Here is a 23,447-nt window from a genome sequence, read left to right on the forward strand (position 1 = left end):
CTATGAAAACAAAACTTATAATTTTTTGTCTCCTATTAGTCCAATTTGGTTTTGCACAACAAAACAGGGATGGATCTGTTTTTTCCGCTGAAGCTGCAGAGGAGATTTTTATCCATTATAACGCTCCATTACTAATACCTGGGGAGTCCCTGTATTACAAAGTATATAATCTTATAAACGCCAACCACCAGAAAAGTGATATAAGCAAGATCGTAAATGTAAAACTACTGAAAAGCAACGGCGATGTAGTTTTTCATCATATACTCAACCTTGAGGAGGGAGCTTCCTATTCAGATTATCTTATACCAGCAGACCTTCCTTCAGGAATCTATTCATTAATTGGATATACCAACTGGATGAAGAATCATGGGCTTAAGGGAATATTCGATTCGAAGATCCTAATCATTAATCCTTATTTAAAAAATGCAGATGAGAATATAAGTATCTCTGAAGAGCAGAAAAGTTCTGGTTTCACTAATAATGAATTGAGCGCCGAAAGTGATTTTCAGATAAACCTGAACAAGGATATTTTTGATAGAAGAGAGAAGATCGAAGTTAGCTTATTGGGCGACCTCGATGTATTGGAGCAGGCAGATTTTTCTGTTTCAGTGAGAAAAGTAGAGGAGGTTCCAGGATTACAAACAGTTTCAAGTAAGAATTTAGATAAAGACCAGGTAAACGACTTTCAGGTAAAATTTATTCCTGAAATGAGGGGAAGAATATTATCAGGAAAAATTGAAAATAAAAACAATACGGTTCTGGATAAGGATTTGTCCGTTGCATATTTTGTCCCAAATTCACCAGAAAAATTCAGAGTATTTGAAACCTCAAAAGATGGTAGTTTCAAGTTTGTTCTGCAAGAACCCATAAAAGATGAAAAAGCTTATCTAAAGGTAATTGATGATTCAGACTACGACTACCAGATCCTTATAGATTCTTCATTGATCGATTATGAAGTAAAGCAGGCAGGAAAAGTGGTAATTCCGAATTCTGTTAAAAATGAAATTGAACAAAGAGCTATATATAATCAGATCCAGCAATCATACCTGGCGAAGAAAGCTGATGCTGTTGTAAACAAGAATTCTAAAGGCAATTTTTTCGGTGATAAAGCGATGTTATACGACCTGGATAATTATACCAGGTTTTCCACTGTGCCAGAGGTATTTGTTGAAATAATCCAGTTCGCATCTTTCAAAAAAGAAGGAGACATGTTTATTCCGAACATCAGGACCTATAATACGGAAACAGATTTTGGAAATCCACCTTTACTAATTATAGATGGTGTGGTTATACTGGACTATAATACTTTCTACTACATGGACGCAAAATTGATCGAGAAGATCTACGTAGTGCGCGATAAGTATTTCTATGGCCCAGAAGTTTACCAGGGGATCATTTTGGTAGAAACAGTAAAAGTTGATACACCTGCTTTTAGCGCAGATCATTCCTTAGAAATGATCCCAACAGAACCGATCAAAGACTATTATTCTCCGGATTATTCTACAGCCGAAAAAAGAGCTGAGCTTTCCAGGATCCCTGATTACAGGTCTCAGCTTTTCTGGAGTCCTGAATTGTCAGCAAATAAATTTGAATTTTTCACCTCTGATATCATCGGAACCTTCCAGATAAAAATTGAAGGCTTTCAAAAAAACGGTGAAGCGATCTCGCTCGAAAAAACTTTTCAAGTTAGAGACTAGAAAACGTATATATGAATCAAGTCCGGCAAAGCCAGACCTGCTTGAATTAGGGTAAATAATTCCTAATCTTAAATAAAGATTTGAGATCGATTTAGTTCTTACTGAAAGTAAGGCTTGCAGTATCTCCATTGCCATTTTGCTCCATGATGAGCCTGATTTCAGAATTGGTTGCAGCAATGACATCGTAATTGTTAGCCAGTTCACCAAGTTTACCTTGCGAGCTAAAGAAGATATGGAAATCTACATCATCGTAAGGATCAAATTCATCACCAGAATCATTGCTTACTCTCCATGTTCCAGATACTTCATCTATAGAACCAAAGGCCGTAAGGTTATTACCTTCTTCGAACACAAAAACGTAATCTGAATAATTCGCAGTATTTTCTATTTCGTTAATGGTGAATTTAGAAATTTTCCATTCTCCATTTTGAGTGATTAGGCTGAGTTCTTTGGCTTCGGCCTCAGAAATACTAATATCATCCTGGTCTGTATCACAAGATAAAAGTAGGCTTACCATAAGAAGTACTAATACAATTTTAAATCTTTTCATAGGGTATAAGATCTTTTGTTTAGGGGGAACGTAAAGCTAAAAAACCTATTGTATTTATTTAAGTAAAATTTAAGAATTAACATTTACCCGGATTTTTACCAAAATAAATAAACGGCTGTTTCATAGTTATATAGGAAAAGACAGTTTAATAGATTTCTATAAAAATTTCATAATTAAATCTTGGTGATAGCTCCTAAGATTTTTGAATGCATCCTGATTATGAAATTTTAAATACCTAAAAATCTATTTAAGTTTTAAGTCTTGTATAGTCCTTCTGTTTCTTTTTATTTGCTAATTTAGAATTTAACAAACTGATTAACAGTAGTTAGTATTTGTTTTAGCTGAAAGAGTAAGTGTGATAGATTAATTTCTCAAAATAGGATCTTATGAAGCTTATCAACGTTTCCCGAAATAATGAAGGTTATATCGTAAAAGCCTTGTTGAGCTACAGATTATTAGGATTACAACTCTTTTCCAGAGTTAAGGTTTATGAGCTTAAGGAAAGCCATAATGCCTGGTACGAGGCTAGTAGTAAAAAGAAAGTATCTAAAAGAAAAAGGCTGAAGTTGAATAAATGGCTTAAAGACCATCAAAAATTTATCGAAAAGATCTGATTTTATTTTTCAATAATTTATGTAAATTTAACTTGCTAAACATTGATTAGCAGTATTTAATGTTTGTAAATCCCTACAGGTTCACCCCCAGCAAATAGATATTAATTCTAAATTTATTTTATGGATTCTCAAACAAAAAGAGAAGATCAGGTGAAATTTGTGATCTTTTTAATTAGCGTTTTTCTAATACTCGTTATTACGTTTTTCAAAGCATAGGATTTAAACATTTAATTTTTGATCCTTAAGATCTACTCCGTAAAGATGGCATTTATTCATTTTGCCTCTTAAGGCCATTTCGCCCAGATGTAGGAGTACATATTTCTGCTTTTTATCCTTAGGGATTAGTTCTGCAACTTCGTTAGAAATGATCAATTTCTGCTTGAAGATGCTGCATTGTTCCATTAATCTGGAAGTAGTATTCAATATATCCCCAGAAAAGACAATTTCTCTTTTTATGGCACCCATTTCTCCAACAACTACATGGCCTTTATGTATAGCGGCCTTAAATAAAGGTATGATTTCGTATTCCTTTAAGTAATATTCACTTCTATCCTGAATGCTTTTTTCGATTCTAAAAAAACAGGCAATAGGTTGCATATGCTTTATTACAGATCTTTTTACCGGCCAGTAGATCACGATCTCATCACCAACATATTGGTAAACCTCTCCCTGGGAATTCAAAATAGGATCTGTCATATCACTAAAAAAATCTTTAAGCAGGTCAAAGAATTTGATATGTCCTAGTTTCTCCGCAATGCTTGTTGAATTTGAAAGATCTAGAAACATGAATATTCTCTCAACTTCATGGGGCCTGTGAAAACGACCAAGGAATAAGGAGATCAGTGTAGAAGGTGTGTATTTTTCATAAATATTCAGTCCCTGTATGGTCATCCAGGCTATGATAAGCCAGGTGACCACGTTTCTAATTGCATACGGACTTAGAATAAGAAGGTCGAGAGCTTTACGCAGCGGCCTTTCGGCATTTGCTATTTCTTCCCGGTAATAGAAAATATATGGGACCAGGGTATTTAGAAATAGAATAAAACCTATAAAGAACAAAAAGTTTATAAGCATATAATACCAGTAACTTTTTCTTCTTAAACTTTCACTTAGATAGAATACAAGAATACTCCCGCCAATAAAACCGCCTACGGCTGGTCCTATAATATTGATCAATAAAAATTGAATAAAACTAAGATGGTTTGGAACTATAAAGGCGAACTCGTTGGTAGCAGGTATATAGTTCACACATTTATAAAAAGCCATGAATGCACCGCTACCAATCCAGAACAAGGTGATACCAAGGACTAAAAATAGTTGAACCTTTATTTTTGGACGTAAGCGCATAATATAATATCACAGCCATGAATAATTAGAAGAAATGAGTTTCGAGTATCTCTTTTCAGGATGTACCGTTAGATCACATCTTTTATTTGGTACAAATATCGAAACGGATAAATGATCTAATGAAAATTATATAGCAGCTGGTAGGTTAAAGCTTGTCTTAAAAGGAGAATCAAATTTATTAAATCTTCCAGATTTAGCTAAAATTAGCATAAAGTTTTTCTAATTAATTAGACAAAAATCCTTAATCCAATAACTTTACTAGAGATAATCAACCAAAAATCAATAAAATGAGTAATAAAAAAGAGAATTTTGCAAGATTTGGTATGGCTGCAAAAGGAGCTGTATATTCTTTAATCGGAGTACTTACGGCACTAGCTGCTTTCGGGCAGGGTGGGCAGCAAACAGGATCTAAAGGAGCATTACAATATTTAGCCCAACAGTCTTATGGGCAGATTTTGTTAGTGATCCTGGGAATTGGATTACTTGGATATGTTTTTTGGAGAATGTACCAGGTTTTCGCCAATCCAAAAGGACTGGAAGATAATGCTAAAGGTTATGCGAAAAGAGTTGCTTATTTTATTAGTGGACTAATTTATGGAGGTTTTGCATTTTATGCTTTCAAACTTGCTTTCGGAAGCAGCTCTGGTAGTTCAGGTTCTATGATGGGATCCTTAATGTCTGGTTCTAATGGTGATACAATCGCTATAATTATTGGGATTGGTATGGCCATAAAAGCTTTATATGACCTGTACCGTGCATATTCTAATAAATTCAGAGAAGAGGTGGAAGAAGCAGGGCTCGATCAAAAGGAACAAAAGCTATTGATAAATGCCGGAAAGTTTGGACATACCGCAAGAGGTGTGGTGATTGGTCTAATGGCTTATCTTACTCTAAAATCTGGTTTGGCCAGTGGTAGTAAAGTAAGTACCCAGACCGATGCCTTCAGTTATATCCAGAACGAATTTGGATCTTTTGTACTGGGAATTGTAGCTCTTGGTTTTGTAGGTTATGGAATATATATGTTCATTAAAGCAAAGCATCCAGCAATTAGTGTTGCCAGCCTTAGATAATAATTTTTAAACAAACCAAAATATAAAGCCTGTTGATGAATGCATCGACAGGCTTTCTTATTTTGTTTAATCAAATTGCCTTTTTCTTTAATAGTGTTCGCTCAATTTTCCAGAAATAGTGGCTGTCTAAAACGACTTCCGGGTAATTTTAAGCTAAAAACAAGACCGAAAAATATGTTAAAATAATAGTAATACTATTATTTAATAATGTAATACTATTATTTTTGAAATAAAATTGGAAGTATGAAACATCTTCTACAGGATATAAAAATATCTGTAAGTGACAGGATATATCTTAAAGATCCCGAATCTACGGCCCTTGGAAAGCGGATCGTAGAGCATGGTATTTTATTGATAGACGATATAGGTTTTGAGAATTTTACTTTCAGAAAACTGGGAAAAGAGATAAAATCCAATGAAAGTTCGATCTACAGATATTTTGAAAATAAGCATAAATTCCTGGTGTATATCACTTCCTGGTTCTGGGGTTGGAAAGAATATCAACTGGTATTTGCAACCCATAGTATTTCAGACGATCTGGAAAAACTGAACAGGGCAATAGAGGTGATTACAAAACCTGTTGAAGAAGACTCCCAATTTGGTCATATCAATGAAGTTGCCTTAAGTAACATCATCGTGAATGAATCTTCGAAATCTTATTTAACCAAAGAGGTGGACGAGGAGAACATGGACGGATATTTTTCAATTTACAAACGTCTGGTAAAAAGGCTTTCAGAGATGCTTTCTGCAGTAAACGATTCATATCCTTATCCGGCTAGTCTGGCAAGTACCATAATAGAAGGAACGCTGCATCAGCATTTTCTTAGAGAACATTTTACATCCATCACCGATTGTAACGATAAAATTACGCCAACAGAATATTTCAAGGATATGGTAAACAGTATAATCAAGAGTTAAGATGAAGGAAAATACACTTTCACCCTGGAGACGTTTTGTTGGATTATTAAAACTTGAAAAGAAAGATTTCCTGCAGATCTTCTACTATGCTATTTTCTCGGGGCTGGTTAGTTTATCTGTTCCTTTGGGTATTCAGGCTATTGTAAACCTTATGCAGGGAGCCCGTATTTCTACCTCATGGATAGTGCTGGTAGTGCTGGTGACCCTGGGAGTTGCTTTTGTGGGAATTCTTCAGTTGATGCAGATTAGGATTCTGGAAAATATTCAGCAGAAAATTTTTACCCGGGCTTCTTTCGAATTCATTTACCGCTTTCCGAAGATCAAAATGGATGAACTTAAGAATTTTTATCCGCCAGAATTAGCTAACCGATTCTTTGATGTTCTTACGATTCAGAAAGGTTTGACCAAGGTAATGCTTGATTTTCCAGCAGCCTTGACCCAGGTAGTTCTTGGTATCATTCTTTTATCCCTTTACCATCCTTTCTTTATCCTTTACGGATTGTTGCTGGTATTGCTTATTTATATAGTATTCAAGATCACCGCGAAAAAAGGACTGGATACGAGTATCATAGAATCCAAGCATAAATATAAGATCGCCCACTGGATACAGGAAGTAGCCAGAACCCTGGTAAGTTTTAAAGTTTCCGGAAGAACGAATCATGCGATCACAAAAAATGATCGCATGGTAAGTGATTATCTTGATGCCCGGGAAAGCCATTTCCAGATCTTGAAATTACAGTTCATTCAGATGATCGGTTTCAAGGTCCTGGTGACTGCGGGTCTGCTCTTGATTGGAGGTATCCTGGTTCTTAATCAACAGATGAACATCGGGCAATTCGTTGCGGCAGAAATTATTATTCTTTTGATCATCGGTTCTGTTGAAAAAATGATTCTTGGCCTTGAGTCTTTTTACGATGTACTTACTTCGCTCGAAAAGCTTGGACAGGTCGTAGACAAGCAATTAGAAGATCAGGACGGGGAACAGCCGTTTTCAAATAATGAGCCTTTGCATATAGAGCTTGATAATATTGTTTACAATGGATTTAATGGCAAAGAGATCATTAATGGGATAGATTTAAAGATAAGTCCGGGTGATAAGATTCTTTTAAGGGGAAAAAACGGAGCTGGAAAATCAACATTATTGAGGCTTATTGCGGGACTAATTCGGCCGACTTCGGGAGAGATCTTTATCAATGATATTTCCCTTAAAAGTTTAAAACTGAATCATTACAGGGCGTTATTGGGGCAGTCTCTTTCCGAGGAAAGTCCTTTTGAAGGTACTTTACTGGATAATCTGACCTTCGGAGATAAAAGTATTTCTCAACAGGATATAAGATGGGCACTCGAAAAAACCGGGTTATCAGATTTTGTCAAGCAGCAACCTAAAGGACTTAATACCGTAATACATCCTGAAGGATTGCAGATACCTTATTCGGTAAGTAGAAAGATACTACTTGCCAGAAGTATTGTAAGGAAACCTTCTTTATTGATCCTTAACGATCCATTGGACCAATTAGATCCGGAAGAAGAGGATAAGATCCTTGATTTCCTTTTTAGTCCGGAAAATCCATGGTCTATAATCGTGAGTAGTAAAGAAAAGAAATGGGAAAAATATTGTGACAGGATTCTGCATATCGAGCAGGGCAAATTAGTAAATAACGGTAAATAAGATGCTGAATATCACAAATAATACATTGCACGAAAAAGTTGATCTCGGCCAGTTTGAGGCCGGTAAAAAGGTGCTTAGAGGTTCTCATTATAAGTACCTAAACCGTTTTTTGAAAATATTTGCGGTCTTTCTGGTTATTTTCGTTTTTCTGCCCTGGACGCAAACTGTTTCCGGTACCGGATCTGTAACTACACTTACCCCAGAACAACGACCACAAACCATACAATCTCCTATTCCCGGGAGAATTGAGAAATGGTACGTAAACGAGGGTGATTTTGTGGAAAAAGGAGATACAATTCTTTTTATATCTGAGATAAAGAATGAATATTTTGATCCACAACTAGCTGAAAGAACCGGTGACCAGGTAAATTCCAAAAAGCGTTCTTTAAATTCTTATGAAAATAAGATTAGTTCCCTTGGTAGCCAGATTGGTGCTTTACAGGTAGAAAAAAATCTTAAGCTAGAGCAGGCAAGGAATAAACTGAAACAAAGTATTCTGAAGGCTGAAAGTGATAGTATAGATCTTGAAGCATTTAAGATCAATCTGGAAATTGCAGAGAGACAATTCAATCGTATCAAGCAACTAAATGAAGAAGGCTTGAAGTCACTGACCGATCTGGAAGAAAAGCGATTGAAATTACAGGAATCCCAGGCAAAACTTATTTCACAGGAAAATAAACTTTTGAATAGCCGGAACAATATTATCAATGCTGAAATCGAATTGAACAGGATCGATGCTGAATATGGAGAAAAGATCTCTAAAGCCAGGAGTGATAGAGCTACGGCTGAAAGTGATATGTTCCAGACTGAAGCCGACGTTTCAAAACTGGAAAGCTCATTTACCAGTTACCAGATGCGTAATGATCTCTATTACATCAGGGCACCACAATCTGGGTATATCAACAAAGCCATAAAATCTGGATTAGGAGAGACTTTTAAAGAAGGAGATCCTTTGGTGGGAATCATGCCTTCTGAATACGAACTGGCTGTAGAAACCTTTGTAGAGCCTATTGATCTTCCTTTGTTGCATATTGGTGAAAAGGTTAGAATAAGGTTTGACGGATGGCCGGCGATCGTTTTTAGCGGCTGGCCTAACGTTTCTTATGGTACTTACGGGGCAGAGATCGTAGCCATTGAAAACTTTATAAGTCCGAATGGAAAATACAGGGTATTGCTGGCTCAGGATGAAGATGATCATCCGTGGCCGACAGCGGTTCGGGTTGGTTCTGGCGCAAATACTTTAGCTCTTCTGGAAGATGTGCCTATCTGGTACGAAATATGGCGACAGCTGAACGGCTTCCCGCCTAATTATTACACTCCGGAAGGAAAAGAAATGGCAGAAAAATGAGAAGAATATTCATCATACTAGCTTTTGTAATTTCTTCTACCGGAAGTTTTGCTCAGAGTACAGATAGTCTTGCCCTGGGCTACACCGAGTATATTGCCATGGTAAAGAAGTTTCATCCCCTGGTAAAACAGGCCAATCTTTTACTGGATGAGGGAGAGATGAAATTACTGAAAGCCAGGGGTAGTTTCGATCCCAAGATCGAGGCAGATTATTCCACGAAAAATTATAAGTCTACAGATTACTATAGTAATTTCAGCTCAGCATTTAAGATACCAACCTGGTATGGTCTTGAATTCAATGCGAAATTTGAGGATAATTCAGGAGTCTATCTTAATCCACAAAATACCGTTCCAGAGAACGGGCTTTATTCGGCAGGAGTAACTCTGAATGTAGCCGATGGATTATTTATGAGTGAAAGAATGGCCTCTTTGAAACAGGCTAAGATATATCGTGATCAGTCCAGGTTAAAAAGACAGCTTCAGGTTACCGAAGTGCTGTATAAAGCATCCCTGGCATATTTTGAATGGTATGCTAATTACAGGAAATATCAATTGTTTCAAAATTTCCTGCAGAATGCAGAAATGCGTCTGGGCGGAGTAAAGAATCAGTACAGGGTAGGGGATAAACCTGCAATAGACACGGTAGAAGCTGGTTTAAGCATACAAAACAGAAGGATAGATCTCTCTCAAAGTGAACTGGAGCTAAAAAACTCAAGATTGAACCTGTCTACTTTTATCTGGGCAGAGGACAATATTCCCCTGGAACTTACTGCTGAAGTGATCCCGCAAAACGATATTCAGGAGGAAGTTTCTGAAACCTTGAGAATAGATGAGATCGCTTTTGGTATCGATATTACAGAGCATCCAAAGGTTAGATCTCTGGCTTACGATATCGATATGCTTGAAATCGAAAAGAAATTCAGGGCGAATAAATTATTACCAAAATTAGACCTGCAATATAATTTTCTGACGGATACTGCAGATGATATCAATACTTTAAATAACCGGGATTATAAATTCGGGATGAAATTCAGTTTTCCACTATTTCTTAGAAAAGAAAGAGGAGAGCTGCAACTGGCTAAACTGGAACTTAACAATGCCGAGCTGGACCTGGCTAATGCGCGTTTAAAGATACTGAACGATCTGAAGGCATTACAGAACGAGATACAGGCCCTGGCAGATCAAAACGTCATGATCAGTGAATTGGTTAGGGATTATGCCACAATGATGAATGCTGAAGAGCGAAAGTTCGAATTGGGAGAAAGTTCCCTTTTCTTAATTAATAGCCGGGAAAATCAGCTTATTTCAGCAAAATTGAAAGAGATCCAGATGAATCAAAAATTGCTTAAGAGCAAAGCCGAACTGTTTAAGAACACAGCTGCTTCTGTTGATATTCAATAAGGTCTAATTAAGAATTCAGTTAGATTTGCAAGGCCTTCAAAGAAGTGCAAAAAAATTGTTGAGAGGAATTCAATTCTGGAACATAAAAAAGTCCTATGATTTTACTTCATAAGACCTTTAAACGCAGATGAAAAATTTCCTACAATTACTCCATCTACTCCCCAAATTAAATCGTTTATACAATGGCTTGGAGGTGCAATATCAGTAAATTATAAGGTTATAGCTTACATAAGACACTTTTAAACTTACATAAATCACAGGTCTTCGAGATTTTTACTTCGCATTTTTTTAATTTTTTTGAAATAAGAGGGGGTGAGACCCGTGATTTTTTTAAACTGATTGGATAAATGAGCGACGCTGCTATAATTTAATAAGTAAGATATCTCGGTTAGGCTCAATTCGTTATAAAGCAAAAGTTCCTTTACCCGCTCGATCTTATGTATGATGATAAACTGCTGTAGGGTGATCCCTTTTACTTCAGAAAATATGTTGGACAGGTAGGTACAATCATATCCCAGTTCATTACTAAGATGATCTGAAAAATTAATCTTAGGTAGCTCCCTGGAATGATGTATCATCTCCACGACCACAGATTTGATCTTTTCTATTAGAATATTCCTTTTATTATCCAGTAACTCCAGGCCGTAATGGAGCAGTTTTTTTTTCAATTCTTTTTTTTGAGCTGAAGTGATCTCCTCAATGATCTCAACCATTCCCAGGTCTACCTTTATATTATTCAGGCCCAGCTTGTTCAACTCTTCCTTTACAACCATCTTACATCTTAAGCTCACCATATATTTAATATATAGAATCATGGGTAATAAAATTTTTAACGGATTAATTGAAAGGATAAAGTGAGGGAGCTAAGACTTTATAATTAATAGTTATATTATTATAACCATTTATGGTATTTTTATGTTACCTTATAGGATATTTCTAACGCTAAGTTTTTTAGGCGTTCCAGAATGTAAATAAGGATCTTGAAGAATTCTTGAATTTAGTCTTTCCCTTTGTAATAATTCCCTGAAAATTACGAGAATTAAAATGGAAACTCTGCGTTTCTGAAGTAAATAACAGGATTGGTCTTTCAATTCGATTAAAAAATCAACCTTTGTCGCTGATAATCGGGTTGGTTCGTACAAACCAAAGACCAGGAATATAAAATGAAAACATGTTGCTTTCTCTTTCTTCAGGATATTATGATCCAAAAAGCTGTATTATAATATTTAAAATCTCCTTTCCCCTCGATCCTACATTTGACTTTTAAAGAATAAGAAGACTTTATTTTATTAAAAAGTGGGAACTAAAAGCTTTAATAAAATAATGACGCCATGAATGCCCCAAGTTTTTCTACCAATAAAAACACTGCCTTTTCCAAGTCCTTAAAAAGCCGTGTAAATAATTATTTCAAAACGAATAATTTAAGCAAGAATGCCAACAGCAGTATGGTCGCTAAAACCATATTAATGCTTTGCCTGTTTTTTGGTCCGCTCATAGCAATTAATACCGGTCTTATTTCAAGTGTATGGCTATTGTTTGCTTTGTATATTATAAGCGGACTGGGGATGTCTGGTATTGGGATGGGAATTATGCATGATGCCATTCACGGTTCTTATTCTAAAGACAAAAAGCTAAATAATGTCCTGGGGCTAACCTTTAATCTAATTGGTGCCAATGCATCTGTATGGAAGATACAGCATAATGTGCTGCATCATACTTACCCAAATGTGAATGGAGCCGATGATGATATTAATCCTCCATTTTTCCTTAGGTTTTCGCCCAATACCAAATGGCACTGGACTCATAAGTTTCAATTTATCTACGTCTGGTTCTTTTATGGTATATCAACTATTCTCTGGGTGACCGCGAAAGATTTTGTAAGGATCACCCGATATAAGAACATGGGGTTTATCGATAAAAAAAGCGAATACAGAAAAGAATTAGTTTCCATAGCAGGCTGGAAGATTTTGTATTTCATGTACGCCCTTATTCTACCACTGATCATGGTGCCCTTATCCTGGTGGATTATTCTGCTGGCATTTATAAGTATGCATCTTGTAACCGGGTTTCTGGTTAGCACTGTTTTCCAGATCGCACATATAATACCAGATACAGATTTCCCACTTCCCGATGATGAAAATAAGATCGAAGGTGACTGGTACAGGCATCAGTTATTGACCACCAGTAATTTTTCTCCGCGGAGTAAGATATTTTCCTGGTTAATTGGAGGATTGAATTACCAGGTGGAGCACCACTTATTTCCTAATATATGTCATGTGCATTACCGTAACATCTCCAAAATAGTGGAAAAGACGGCCAGGGAATATGGCATACCTTATCACGTAAAAAAGACCTTTGTTGGCGCGATATGGGACCATATCAAAATGCTTAAAATGTTGGGGAATAAAAAGCCTGCTTTTAGTAGTACCTAGGAAGAGTTTATTATGTATTCGACGGTTTAGGCACCATGGTAACTTTAATTCCTATATCGGCTAATTTCTTCTGGATCGATTTCTCCAGGCGATCATCAGTAATGATTTCATCTATATGTTCTAATCCGCAAATTCTTCCAAAACTTCGCTTGCCGAATTTTGAAGAATCGGCCAGGATGGTTGTCCTCTGTGCACAGCTTATCATTTTCTCATTCAGAACGGCTTCCTCCAAGCTGGTTGTAGTACATCCATAATCAAGGTCGATTCCGTCAACGCCAAGAAAAAGCTGGTTACAGGAAATATTGTTCAAAATTTGCAAGGCATAGTGCCCAATCACAGAGCTGGAGCTATGCCTGACATTTCCTCCAAGTTGTATCACCTCGATTTCTTTATGTTTCAGAAGCTCGAGAGCAACGAAAAAAGAAGAAGTGATCACATTTAATTTCTCCTTGGGCTGGATCGCCCTGGCCAGCTGTTGTACGGTAGTACCAGAAGCGATTATAATTGAATCATTGGGTTTGATCAATTTCGCCGCAACTTCTGCGATCCTCGATTTTTCCTCTATGGATATCTTTTCCTTTTCCTGTATAGGTCTTTCGTTGATATAGGGGTTTTCCAGGGATGCTCCTCCATGGGTTCTGAACAAAAGACCTTTTTCTTCAAGTAGTTTCAAGTCCTTTCTTATAGTTACCGCGCTTACGTCTAGAATGTCACAAAGCTCCAGCACTTTTATGTGCTTTTGTCTTTCCAGCCTCTCTAAGATTAGTTGATGTCTTTCCATGTAAAACATTGTATAACAATGATTTTAGTTTCTTAATAATTTAATAAAGGGATCGAAGTTGAACAGTCGTTAAAACTTTCGATTATCTTCTTTATGACCTTAAAATAATTATATTTGAAAGTAAACGAAAGTAAATAAAAATTAATGAAACCAAATATATATTCACGTAATTCTATAATTAGCCAGCTTAAGGCTACCTCCAAATGGCAGGTTATTGTGATAGGAGGAGGGGCTACAGGTTTAGGAATTGCTTTGGATAGTGTTACCCGTGGATATAAGACCTTGTTATTGGAACAGGTGGATTTTGCTAAAGGAACTTCCAGCCGCAGTACAAAATTGGTACATGGCGGAGTACGATATCTTGCGCAAGGTGATATAGGCCTTGTGATGGAGGCGCTTTACGAAAGAGGATTACTTTCTAAAAACGCTCCGCATTTAGTTGAAAACAGAACTTTCGTAATTCCAAATTATAGATGGTACGACGGTATTTACTACACTTTAGGGCTGAAAACTTATGATTTATTGGCCGGTAAATTGAGTCTGGGAAAATCAACACGTATCAGCAAAGAGGATACGCTCAAAAGATTACCCAATTTAAGGACAGATGGGCTACAGGGAGGAGTCATCTATAAAGATGGACAGTTCGATGATGCAAGACTGGCTATAAATATTGCCCAAACCTGTATAGAAAAAGGGGCGACGCTTTTAAACCATTTTAAAGTCACCGATCTCCTGGAAAATAATGATGGTCACATTGCTGGTGTATCGGCCACAGATGCAGAGACCGGGGAATCTTACGAGATCGCAGCAGATCTGGTCATTAATGCCACCGGGGTTTTTGCTGATAATATCCTGAGGATGGAAGACCCCGATGCTAAAAAGACTATAGTTCCCAGCCAGGGAGTACATCTGGTTTTTGATAAATCTTTTCTACCGGGAGAAGATGCTATTATGATCCCAAAAACCGAAGATGGCAGGGTGCTTTTTGTAATTCCGTGGCATAATAAGGTTCTGGTAGGTACAACAGATACCAATCTGGAAAGTGATAGTCTGGAGCCCCAACCATTGGAAAAAGAGGTTGATTTTATATTGAACACATTTAATAATTACAATGAAAAACAGGCTACAAAGGCCGATATTAAAAGCATTTTTGCCGGTCTCAGACCTCTTGCTGCTCCAAAGGATAAATCTGAAAAGAGCAAAGAGATTTCGCGAAGTCATAAGATAATTGTTTCAGATTCAGGATTGATCACCATTACAGGAGGAAAATGGACTACTTATAGAAAAATGGCTGAAGATACTATCAATAAAGCTATTGCCCTGGGTAAACTTCCTAAAAAGGAATGTAAAACTAAAGATCTGAAATTACACGGAGCTAGTGAGAATTATAAGAAAAACGGCCATTTACAATTCTATGGCAGTGACAGGAATATGATCGAAGAATTAATATCTGAAAAACCTGAATTAGGAGAAAAGCTGGATAAAAGATTGCCATTTGTAAAAGCTGAAGTTATCTGGGCGGTGCGATATGAAATGGCCAGGACCGTTGAAGATGTGCTTGCCAGAAGAGTGAGGGCTTTATTTCTAGACGCTAAGGCGGCTATCGATATGGCACCAACCGTAGCCCATTTAATAGCTGGAGAGTTAGGGAAAGATGATGCCTGGGAAAAGGAACAGATCCAAATATTTACAGGTATGGCCAGGCGCTATTCCTGTAGTTAAAGAGATTTCTTAAATTAATAACCGGTTTCTGTTCATTTACAGAGCCTTAATTCAAATTTCTATGGAACAATATATTTTAGCTTTAGACCAGGGGACTACCAGTTCCCGGGCAATTGTTTTCGATAAGAAAGGATGTATCGTATCTATAGCACAAAAAGAATTCAGGCAGCATTTCCCAAAGCCGGGTTGGGTGGAACACGATCCAGATGAGATCTGGGCAACCCAGGCAGGAGTAGCTGCTGAGGCGACCACTAAAAAAGGACTTAACGGAAAAAATATTGCAGCGATCGGGATCACCAACCAAAGGGAAACCGTTGTAGTTTGGGATCGGAAAACAGGAAAAGCAGTCTATAATGCCATCGTTTGGCAGGATAAACGTACGGCAGATTATTGCGAAAAATTGAAGAAGAACGGTGATGGAGAAATGATCAGGGAAAAGACCGGACTGGTCATCGATGCATATTTCTCCGGAACCAAGGTTCAGTGGATCCTGGATAATGTGGAAGGAGTAAGAGAAAGAGCAGAGGCTGGTGAACTTGCCCTGGGTACTATAGACAGTTGGATCATCTGGAATTTCACTAAAGGTGATCTTCATGTTACAGATGTGACTAATGCTTCTCGTACTTTACTTTTCAATATTAATACCATGGAATGGGATGATGAACTCCTCAAATTCTTCAATATCCCAAGAAGTATGTTGCCAGAGGTAAAGGATTCCAGTGAAATTTATGGCATCACCAAGACCACTGTTTTCGCTTCGAAAATTCCTATTGCCGGTATTGCCGGAGACCAGATGGCAGCTTTGTTCGGCCAGATGTGTACTAAGAAAGGAATGGTTAAAAGTACTTATGGTACCGGCTGTTTTATGTTGATGAACATAGGGAAGAAACCTATTTTCTCAAAAAACAATCTTTTAACCACTGTGGCCTGGAGAATAAACGGAAAAACTCAATACGCCCTTGAGGGAAGTATTTTCATAGGTGGAGCCGTGGTACAGTGGTTGCGGGACGGACTCGGAATCATAAGAAGATCGTCAGATGTGGAATGGCTGGCGGCTTCAGTAGATAATACAGGCGGAGTTTATTTTATTCCGTCTTTCGTGGGTCTCGGTGCACCATACTGGAATCAAAAAGCGCAGGGAACAATTTTCGGAATAAGCCGTGGAACCACAGATGCACATATTGCCAGGGCATCGGTTGAAGCCATTGCATACCAAATTATGGATATTTTAAAAGCAATGCAGGCAGATTCGGAGATTCAGATCAAAGAAGTTAGAGTAGATGGAGGTGCAGCAGTGAACGATACTTTGATGCAGTTCCAGGCAGATGTCCTTGACTCAATAACCATAAGGCCTAAGATCACTGAAACCACTGCGTTGGGAGCTGCTTATCTTGCGGGTCTGGCAGTTGGTTTCTGGGATAGTCAGGAGCAGATTCAGGAGATGTGGCAGGAGGAAATACGCTTTGATCCGGTGATAGAAAGAGAAGATATTCAAGGGAAAATAGATGGATGGTACAGGGCAGTTAAAGCACTGGAACACTGGACAACCCTCTAAAATAAATTCTCAAAACATGACTCCATTCGTAGCTGAAATCCTGGGAACCGGTATATTGATCCTTTTAGGAGGAGGAAACGTGGCCAATGACATTCTAAATAAAACCAAGGGAAATGGAGGTGGCTGGATTAGTATTACCACCGCCTGGGGACTTGCGGTATTTGCGGGAGTTGTGGTTGCCGGTCCATATAGCGGCGCCCATATTAACCCAGCGGTATCCATTGGTCTCGCCCTGGCAGGTTTGTTTCCCTGGGCTGAAGTTCCTACATATATCGCTGCCCAAATGATTGGTGCCATGCTCGGATCTTTCCTGGTGTATGCCATGTATAAAGATCATTTTGATGCTACCGAAAATGGAAATCTTAAAAGAGCTGTTTTTTGCACAGAACCTGCTATTCCTAATAATTTTAGGAATATCCTCAGTGAAATAATCGGGACTTTTGTCCTTCTTTTCTGTGTATTTTATTTTTCTGAAGCCGAGATCAACGATAGTTCTGGTACGACGGTAGGATTAGGTTCGATCGGGGCAATTCCTGTTGCATTCGTGGTTTGGGGAATAGGTCTTTCTTTGGGAGGTACTACAGGTTATGCGATCAACCCGGCAAGAGACCTGGGGCCAAGGATCATGCATGCTATTCTACCAATAAAAGGGAAAATTGACAGTGGCTGGAGTTACTCCTGGATACCTATCGTAGGCCCTATAATTGGTGCTTCAATGGCCGCGGTATTATTTATGATACTATGATTTATATGGGCTGATTGAAAGGTTCCCAAAGCTACCTCTTTAGTGGTTTCTTTTAGATTAAAAATGAATTTATTCTGTGATCAAAGGAAAAGTCCCTTTAGTTAAAAACCGGGCATCTTCCTCAAAGTCTTCACCATTCTTAATTATCGTAAATCCGTTAAATGTATCGCCAGTAATTACTTCTCTTCGGCTAAATGAATATTCGCCGTTTGATTGATCTTCCAGCAATAGAACATAATTCCTATCTTCCATGGAAACCACGCTGTTTTCTGGAAGAGCTTTTTGCCTGCTTTCATTGGTAATGATCTCTGCCTGCACGAACATTCCTGTAGCAAGCTTGCTTTTCGCTTCTTCATCTTTAAAATGACCGTGTACCTTTACCGTTCTCTTTTGTCCGTCTATAGAGGTTCCTACAAGATGCACCAGTCCTTCAAGAGTGTCTGACTGCGCTTCGGGGATCATGAATTTAATTTCCTGATCTTTTTCAAGTTTCATTATATCTTTTTCAAATACATCCAGTTCAAGATGCAGGTGATCCCGGTCTATGATTTCCATGAGCGGAGTAGATGAGCTAACATACATACCATTATTGATATTCATTTTTGTGATGCCTCCAGAAATGGGAGCATAGATTCTAATCACCGAAGAAATATTGCCATTTTCGATCGCTACAGGATTCAGATTCAGCATTTTCAATTTTTCCTTAAGGGCATTATATTTTGAAAGGTTGCGTTTATAATCGCTTTCGGCCTTCAGGTAATTTTTTTCTGAAGTGATATTTTCATCCATAAGGGTTTTTTGGCGTTCATATTCAGATCTTAAATATTTCATTTGTTCCATCGCATCCAGGTAATCCTGTTGCATCTGTATGTATTCTGGATTCTCCAGGCTTAGTAGAAATTGCCCTTTTTTTACTTCATCGCCTACGAGCAAAGGAGCTTGCTTCACATAGCCGCTCGTATAGGAGTTTATCATAGCTTTATTTTCTGGTGGAACATCGATTATACCCGTAGCCTGAACAGTTAGAGGGAACATCATTTCCTGCATTTTCCCCAATTCCATTTCACTGCTTTCAAATTGCTTAAGGCTAAGGCTTATTCCCCCATTCTTCTTTATTTCTTCAGGCTGGTCGTTTCCGCTATCTCCTTCAGAATTTCCGCAGGAGAAAAATAAGAGAAGCAGAGGAAATATAAGTATAGGTTTAAGGATATATCTATTCATAAATCGTGATTATAGCGTTAGATAATTTAACTGCAATATGGTTTGATTGTACTCATTCAGATTCTCATAATAAGAGAGGATGATCTGGTATGAGCTTTCCAGGCTTTGGATGTACTCAAAATAATCGATCTCTCCATTCTTATAGCTCAAATTAGCTGTTTTTATGATCTCTTCAGAAAGTGCTTTTCCTTCATTTTCATAATATTTAAGCGCCTCCTCGTGTTTGTTCAAAAGTTGTAAAAGCTGGTTATATTCTGAATTCAGCCGGATCTTATAATCGCTGCTTTCGTATTCAGCAGCCTGCCTGGCAATATTAGCGGCCTTTATTTTGGAAGAATTTCCGAAGAATAACAATGGAACATGAATTCCCACCTGGTAACCTTGTAAGGGATCCTGTACCACATCATTGTTCCACCGAAAATAAGTTAGACTGATATCTGGTAATAAGTTCTGTTTTTCAAGGCTTGCCTCGGCCTGAAAATACCGGTTTCTGGAGTCATAAAAATCCAGGCCTGGATTATTTTCGATTCCCAGGCTGGTCATGCTTAACTTTTCCAGGCTAACCTTTTCTATAAGTATATCTGTGTCGCTATTAATTAATGCTTTCAGTTTTTCATGTGATATATTCTGGTCATTTCTTGCCTGTTTAAGCTCTGTCTCCAGTTGTTTCTGTTTCGACCTCGCAGTGATCTTTTCCAGGTAATTGGTCTCTCCCAGCTCGAACCTTCTTTTCGCGGCATAGGCAAATTTCTGATATAAACTATCCAGCTCTTCCAGCACCGAGATCCTGGCTTTCTCATATTGAATTTCATAATAGACCTGGGCGATCTCCTGTTTCAATTGAAGTTCCTTCACGCGATAGTTACTCTGCTGCTGTTCGAACAGGCTTTTATTTACTTTTTTCCTGGCGAAATAAAGCGTTGGGAAATTAAATAGTTGCTTCACACCAAATACATCCAGGGTTTCTTCGTTCGCCCGGTTGCTTTCATCGGTACCAAAATAAGCTTCTGTTTTATCGAAAGTAAACGCGCTGCCAATCTGAGCGTCTGCTTCATCAACTCTTAAAGAAGAGGCCTTGAGTCCGGCATTATTCTCTATGGCCAATGCCTGAAGATCTTCAACCGTATGTATGGTCTTTACTTCTGTTTCCTGGGAAAAACCACTGAAACCTACGAGGAGTAATATTATGGTTAGAGGCTTTATTCTGGATTTACTATCCATATTCTTTTCGCTTTCTTCTTTACTGAAAATAGAATAGATCACCGGCAAGACAATTAAAGTAAGCAGGGTAGAGGTGATCAATCCGCCAATCACCACGGTTGCTAAAGGACGTTGAACTTCTGCGCCGGCACTGGTAGAAACTGCCATAGGCAAAAATCCCAGAGCTGCTGCAGAAGCCGTTAATAATACGGCTCTTAACCTGTCTTGCGCACCATTCACAATGAGTTCATCACTTTTCTTAATCCCTTTTTTCTGTAATCCTTTAAAGTGTTCTATGAGTACAATTCCGTTTAGAACCGCGATCCCAAAGAGGGCTATAAAACCAACTCCAGCGGAGATACTGAAGGGCATTCCACGTATCCAAAGCAAAAGAATCCCTCCAACGGCTGCTAATGGGATTGCTGAAAATATCATAATGGCTTCCCTGAAGGTTCCGAACGCAAAATATAGCAGGATAAAAATGAGAATAAGAGCAATAGGAACAGCTACTTTTAACCTGGCAGTGGCGCTTTGCAGATTTTCAAATTGGCCGCCATAGGTAATACGGTAACCCGAAGGCAAAGTGATATTAGCATCAACTAATTTTTTGATCTGGTTTACGACAGTTTGGAGATCGCTTTCCCTAACATTAACCCCGACCACGATTCGCCTTTGTGTGTTATCCCTTGATATTTTTGCGGCACCCTTTTGATAGGTAATATCTGCTAGTTCACTCAGCGGGACTTTTTCTCCCGATGGAGTATCTACGTAAAGGTTCTTTAAATTCGAAATATCTTTTCTATTCTCTTTTTGAAGCCTAAGGACCATATCGAAACGTTTTTCTCCTTCGAAAACGCTACCCATAGTCTCTCCTGCAAAGCCCATGGTAATGATCTTATTCAGGTCTGCGATGTTAAGTCCGTAGCGGGCGATCTTTTTCCTATCGTATTTCACGTTCATCTGTGGCAGGCCTACGATCTTTTCAACTGTTATATCTGAAGCTCCTTTCACGTCCTTGATAAGGGTTTTTATTTCCTGTGCTCTTGAGTTCAGGATTTCCAAGTTCTCTCCGAAAATCTTTATGGCGATATCTGCCCGTACCCCGGTAATAAGTTCATTAAAACGCATTTCTATGGGCTGGGTAAATTCAATTTCCATCCCGGGAATTACCGAGAGCGCTTTTTTAAATTCATCGGCCAGTTCATCTTTAGTTTCAGCAGAGACCCATTCATCTTTTGGTTTAAGTGAAATAATAACATCGCTTTCCTCCATAGACATGGGATCTGTAGGAACTTCGGCCGCTCCAATTCTACTAACCACCTGGTCTACTTCCGGAAAACTATCCCTTAAGATATTTTCTATCCTGGTTGTTATCTCTATGGTTTGAGATAGAGAAGTTCCTGTTTTCAGAACCGGCTGTATCACAAAATCTCCTTCATCTAACTGCGGAATAAATTCGCCACCCATTCTGCTAAAGATAAACCCGGTCACAATAAGTAGTAATGCTGCTATTCCCAGGACAAGTTTTTTTCTGCCCAATGCCCAGTAAATAGAAGGTTTATAGATCCGGTTCAGAAATCGAATAAGTCTAACTGAAATATTCTTATCTGATGGCTCTTTAGATTTTAAAAATATTGCCGAGGCTACCGGGACATAGGTCAAACATAGGATCATGGCACCTATCAAGGCAAAACTGAAGGTGAGAGCCATGGGCCGGAACATTTTCCCTTCTACACCACTTAGGGACAGAATAGGGATAAAAACGATAAGGATAATTAACTGTCCGAAAATCGCTGAATTCATCATATGAGAAGAACTTTCAAACGTGATCCGGTCCTTTAAATGATGTATCTCGTGTTTTTCCAGGCCTTCATATTCCTTTTGTTTGCTAGTCATCTTGTAGGCTGTGTATTCAACGATGATCACTGCACCATCGATGATGATCCCGAAATCTATAGCTCCCAGGCTCATTAAATTGGCATCTATACCGAAGAGATACATCATGGAAAGCGCAAAAAGCAAACACAGAGGAATGACCGATGCTACTACCAGCCCGGACCTTAAGTTTCCTAAAAGAAGAACGACCACGAAAATGACGATAAGACAACCAAAGATCAGGTTTTCAGCGATCGTGAATGTAGTTCTGCCAATTAATTCGCTTCGATCTAAAAAAGGCTTGATAACAACTCCCTCGGGAAGAGATTCGGAGATTTCATTTACCCTTTCTTTTACATCCTCAATTACTTTATTGGAATTTGCCCCTTTCAGCATCATGACCTGTCCCAACACGGTTTCACCTTTTCCATTTGCGGTTATAGCCCCGAAACGAGTAGCATTACCAAAGCCTACTTCAGCAATATCCTTTACATAGACCGGTACTCCTTCCTCATTTTGCACAACAATATTCCTGATATCATCCAACGAGGTCACCCGCCCTTGTCCTCTTATGAAATAAGCCTGATTTACCTTTTCAATATATCCGCCACCTGCGACACTATTATTATTTTGGAGAGCTGCAAAAACCTTGGAAATGGAGATATCCATCGCGTTAAGTTTCCTTGTATTTATGGCTACCTCATATTCCTTAACGTATCCACCCCAGGCATTGATCTCTACTACGCCTTTAATTCCTGAGAGTTGTCTCTTTACGATCCAGTCCTGAATAGTTCTTAGATCTTCAGCATTGTAACGATCTTCGTAACCGGGTTTGGTGTCCAAAGTGTATTGATAGATCTCGCCCAGTCCCGTGGTTATTGGTCCCATTTGAGGTTTCCCAAAGCCTTCAGGGATCTCTTCTGAAGCAGACTTGATCTTCTCTGCAATGAGTTGCCGAGGCAGGTAGGTGCCGAGACTTTCCTCGAACACAATGGTCACCACGGAGATCCCAAATTTTGAAACTGAGCGAATTTCCTTAACTCCGGGTAAATTTGCCATTTCAAGTTCGATAGGATAGGTGATATACTGCTCCATATCCTGGGTAGAAAGGTTCTGAGAAGTGGTGATTACCTGCACCTGGTTGTTGGTAACGTCTGGTACTGCGCCTATTGGGATCTGTGAAAGAGAGTAGACCCCAAAACCAATGATAAAGACCGTAAAGAGCAGTATTATTAATTTATGGGTGATACTAAACTTTATGATTCGGTCAAGCATAGGTTGGTTTATAGGTGCTTAATGATCT

The 23,447-nt window shown here is 38.4% G+C and carries 17 protein-coding genes; 11 read left to right on the forward strand and 6 right to left on the reverse strand.

The genetic code is table 11. From position 1 onward, the window contains the following. Positions 1-2: 2 nt before the first annotated feature. On the forward strand, positions 3-1,697 hold the full coding sequence (locus C8P64_RS07495) for a hypothetical protein (RefSeq protein WP_108171460.1): 1,695 nt from the start codon (positions 3-5) through the stop codon (positions 1,695-1,697). A 91-nt stretch (positions 1,698-1,788) separates the two neighbouring features. Here the strand turns inward: C8P64_RS07495 and C8P64_RS07500 are convergent, their stop codons facing one another. After that, positions 1,789-2,247 carry a hypothetical protein gene (locus C8P64_RS07500; RefSeq protein WP_108171461.1) on the reverse strand — a complete coding sequence of 153 codons (459 nt, stop codon included), beginning with the start codon at positions 2,245-2,247 and terminating at the stop codon, positions 1,789-1,791. A 386-nt stretch (positions 2,248-2,633) separates the two neighbouring features. Between C8P64_RS07500 and C8P64_RS07505 the strand changes: the two genes are divergently transcribed. Further along, the gene (locus C8P64_RS07505; protein WP_108171462.1) at positions 2,634-2,861 is read left to right on the forward strand and encodes a hypothetical protein; all 228 of its coding nucleotides are present in this window, start codon (positions 2,634-2,636) and stop codon (positions 2,859-2,861) included. 219 nt (positions 2,862-3,080) lie between these two features. Here C8P64_RS07505 and C8P64_RS07510 read toward each other — a convergent pair whose 3' ends face one another. After that, positions 3,081-4,208: an adenylate/guanylate cyclase domain-containing protein gene (locus C8P64_RS07510; protein WP_108171463.1), complete on the reverse strand. Its 1,128-nt coding sequence runs from the start codon at positions 4,206-4,208 to the stop codon at positions 3,081-3,083. Between the two features lie 287 nt (positions 4,209-4,495). Here C8P64_RS07510 and C8P64_RS07515 point away from each other — a divergent pair, with 287 nt between their 5' ends. The 5 genes from C8P64_RS07515 to C8P64_RS07535 all read left to right on the forward strand — a co-directional run bounded on the left by C8P64_RS07515 (position 4,496) and on the right by C8P64_RS07535 (position 10,613). Further along, the gene (locus C8P64_RS07515) at positions 4,496-5,278 is read left to right on the forward strand and encodes a DUF1206 domain-containing protein (protein ID WP_108171464.1); all 783 of its coding nucleotides are present in this window, start codon (positions 4,496-4,498) and stop codon (positions 5,276-5,278) included. Positions 5,279-5,521: 243 nt separating this feature from the next. Beyond that, positions 5,522-6,196 (forward strand): TetR/AcrR family transcriptional regulator, encoded by a 675-nt coding sequence (locus C8P64_RS07520; protein WP_108171465.1) that lies wholly within the window; start codon positions 5,522-5,524, stop codon positions 6,194-6,196. 1 nt (position 6,197) lies between these two features. After that, positions 6,198-7,865 (forward strand): peptidase domain-containing ABC transporter, encoded by a 1,668-nt coding sequence (locus C8P64_RS07525; protein ID WP_108171466.1) that lies wholly within the window; start codon positions 6,198-6,200, stop codon positions 7,863-7,865. Position 7,866: 1 nt separating this feature from the next. Continuing rightward, on the forward strand, positions 7,867-9,213 hold the full coding sequence (locus tag C8P64_RS07530) for an HlyD family secretion protein (protein WP_108171467.1): 1,347 nt from the start codon (positions 7,867-7,869) through the stop codon (positions 9,211-9,213). Further along, positions 9,210-10,613 (forward strand): TolC family protein, encoded by a 1,404-nt coding sequence (locus tag C8P64_RS07535; protein WP_108171468.1) that lies wholly within the window; start codon positions 9,210-9,212, stop codon positions 10,611-10,613. Before C8P64_RS07530 ends, C8P64_RS07535 begins: the two co-directional genes overlap by 4 nt. Before the next feature lie 254 nt (positions 10,614-10,867). Here the strand turns inward: C8P64_RS07535 and C8P64_RS07540 are convergent, their stop codons facing one another. After that, positions 10,868-11,428, reverse strand: coding sequence for a helix-turn-helix domain-containing protein (locus C8P64_RS07540; protein WP_211307603.1), 561 nt, complete (start codon positions 11,426-11,428; stop codon positions 10,868-10,870). A 516-nt stretch (positions 11,429-11,944) separates the two neighbouring features. On the opposite strand from C8P64_RS07540, the gene C8P64_RS07550 reads away from it, so the two are divergent. Beyond that, complete coding sequence (locus tag C8P64_RS07550; RefSeq protein WP_245889674.1) at positions 11,945-13,045, forward strand: fatty acid desaturase family protein; 1,101 nt, start codon at positions 11,945-11,947, stop codon at positions 13,043-13,045. Between the two features lie 10 nt (positions 13,046-13,055). On the opposite strand, the gene C8P64_RS07555 is transcribed toward C8P64_RS07550, so the two are convergent. Then, complete coding sequence (locus tag C8P64_RS07555) at positions 13,056-13,826, reverse strand: DeoR/GlpR family DNA-binding transcription regulator (RefSeq protein ID WP_108172207.1); 771 nt, start codon at positions 13,824-13,826, stop codon at positions 13,056-13,058. Between the two features lie 144 nt (positions 13,827-13,970). Here C8P64_RS07555 and C8P64_RS07560 point away from each other — a divergent pair, with 144 nt between their 5' ends. The 3 genes from C8P64_RS07560 (at position 13,971) to C8P64_RS07570 (ending at position 17,848) form a co-directional block, all read left to right on the forward strand. Beyond that, positions 13,971-15,548, forward strand: coding sequence for a glycerol-3-phosphate dehydrogenase/oxidase (locus tag C8P64_RS07560; RefSeq protein ID WP_108171471.1), 1,578 nt, complete (start codon positions 13,971-13,973; stop codon positions 15,546-15,548). Positions 15,549-15,609: 61 nt separating this feature from the next. Then, positions 15,610-17,103 (forward strand): glycerol kinase GlpK, encoded by a 1,494-nt coding sequence (gene glpK / locus C8P64_RS07565; protein WP_108171472.1) that lies wholly within the window; start codon positions 15,610-15,612, stop codon positions 17,101-17,103. Between the two features lie 16 nt (positions 17,104-17,119). Next, entirely contained in the window at positions 17,120-17,848 is a 729-nt protein-coding gene (locus tag C8P64_RS07570; protein WP_108171473.1) for an MIP/aquaporin family protein, read from the forward strand. A 69-nt stretch (positions 17,849-17,917) separates the two neighbouring features. On the opposite strand, the gene C8P64_RS07575 is transcribed toward C8P64_RS07570, so the two are convergent. After that, on the reverse strand, positions 17,918-19,069 hold the full coding sequence (locus C8P64_RS07575) for an efflux RND transporter periplasmic adaptor subunit (RefSeq protein ID WP_108171474.1): 1,152 nt from the start codon (positions 19,067-19,069) through the stop codon (positions 17,918-17,920). A gap of 9 nt (positions 19,070-19,078) precedes the next feature. Beyond that, a complete protein-coding gene (locus C8P64_RS07580) occupies positions 19,079-23,419 on the reverse strand; it encodes a CusA/CzcA family heavy metal efflux RND transporter (protein ID WP_108171475.1) in 4,341 nt (1,446 codons plus the stop codon). Positions 23,420-23,447: the final 28 nt, after the last annotated feature.

The organism is Christiangramia gaetbulicola, from assembly GCF_003054225.1.
Lineage (GTDB): Bacteria > Bacteroidota > Bacteroidia > Flavobacteriales > Flavobacteriaceae > Christiangramia > Christiangramia gaetbulicola.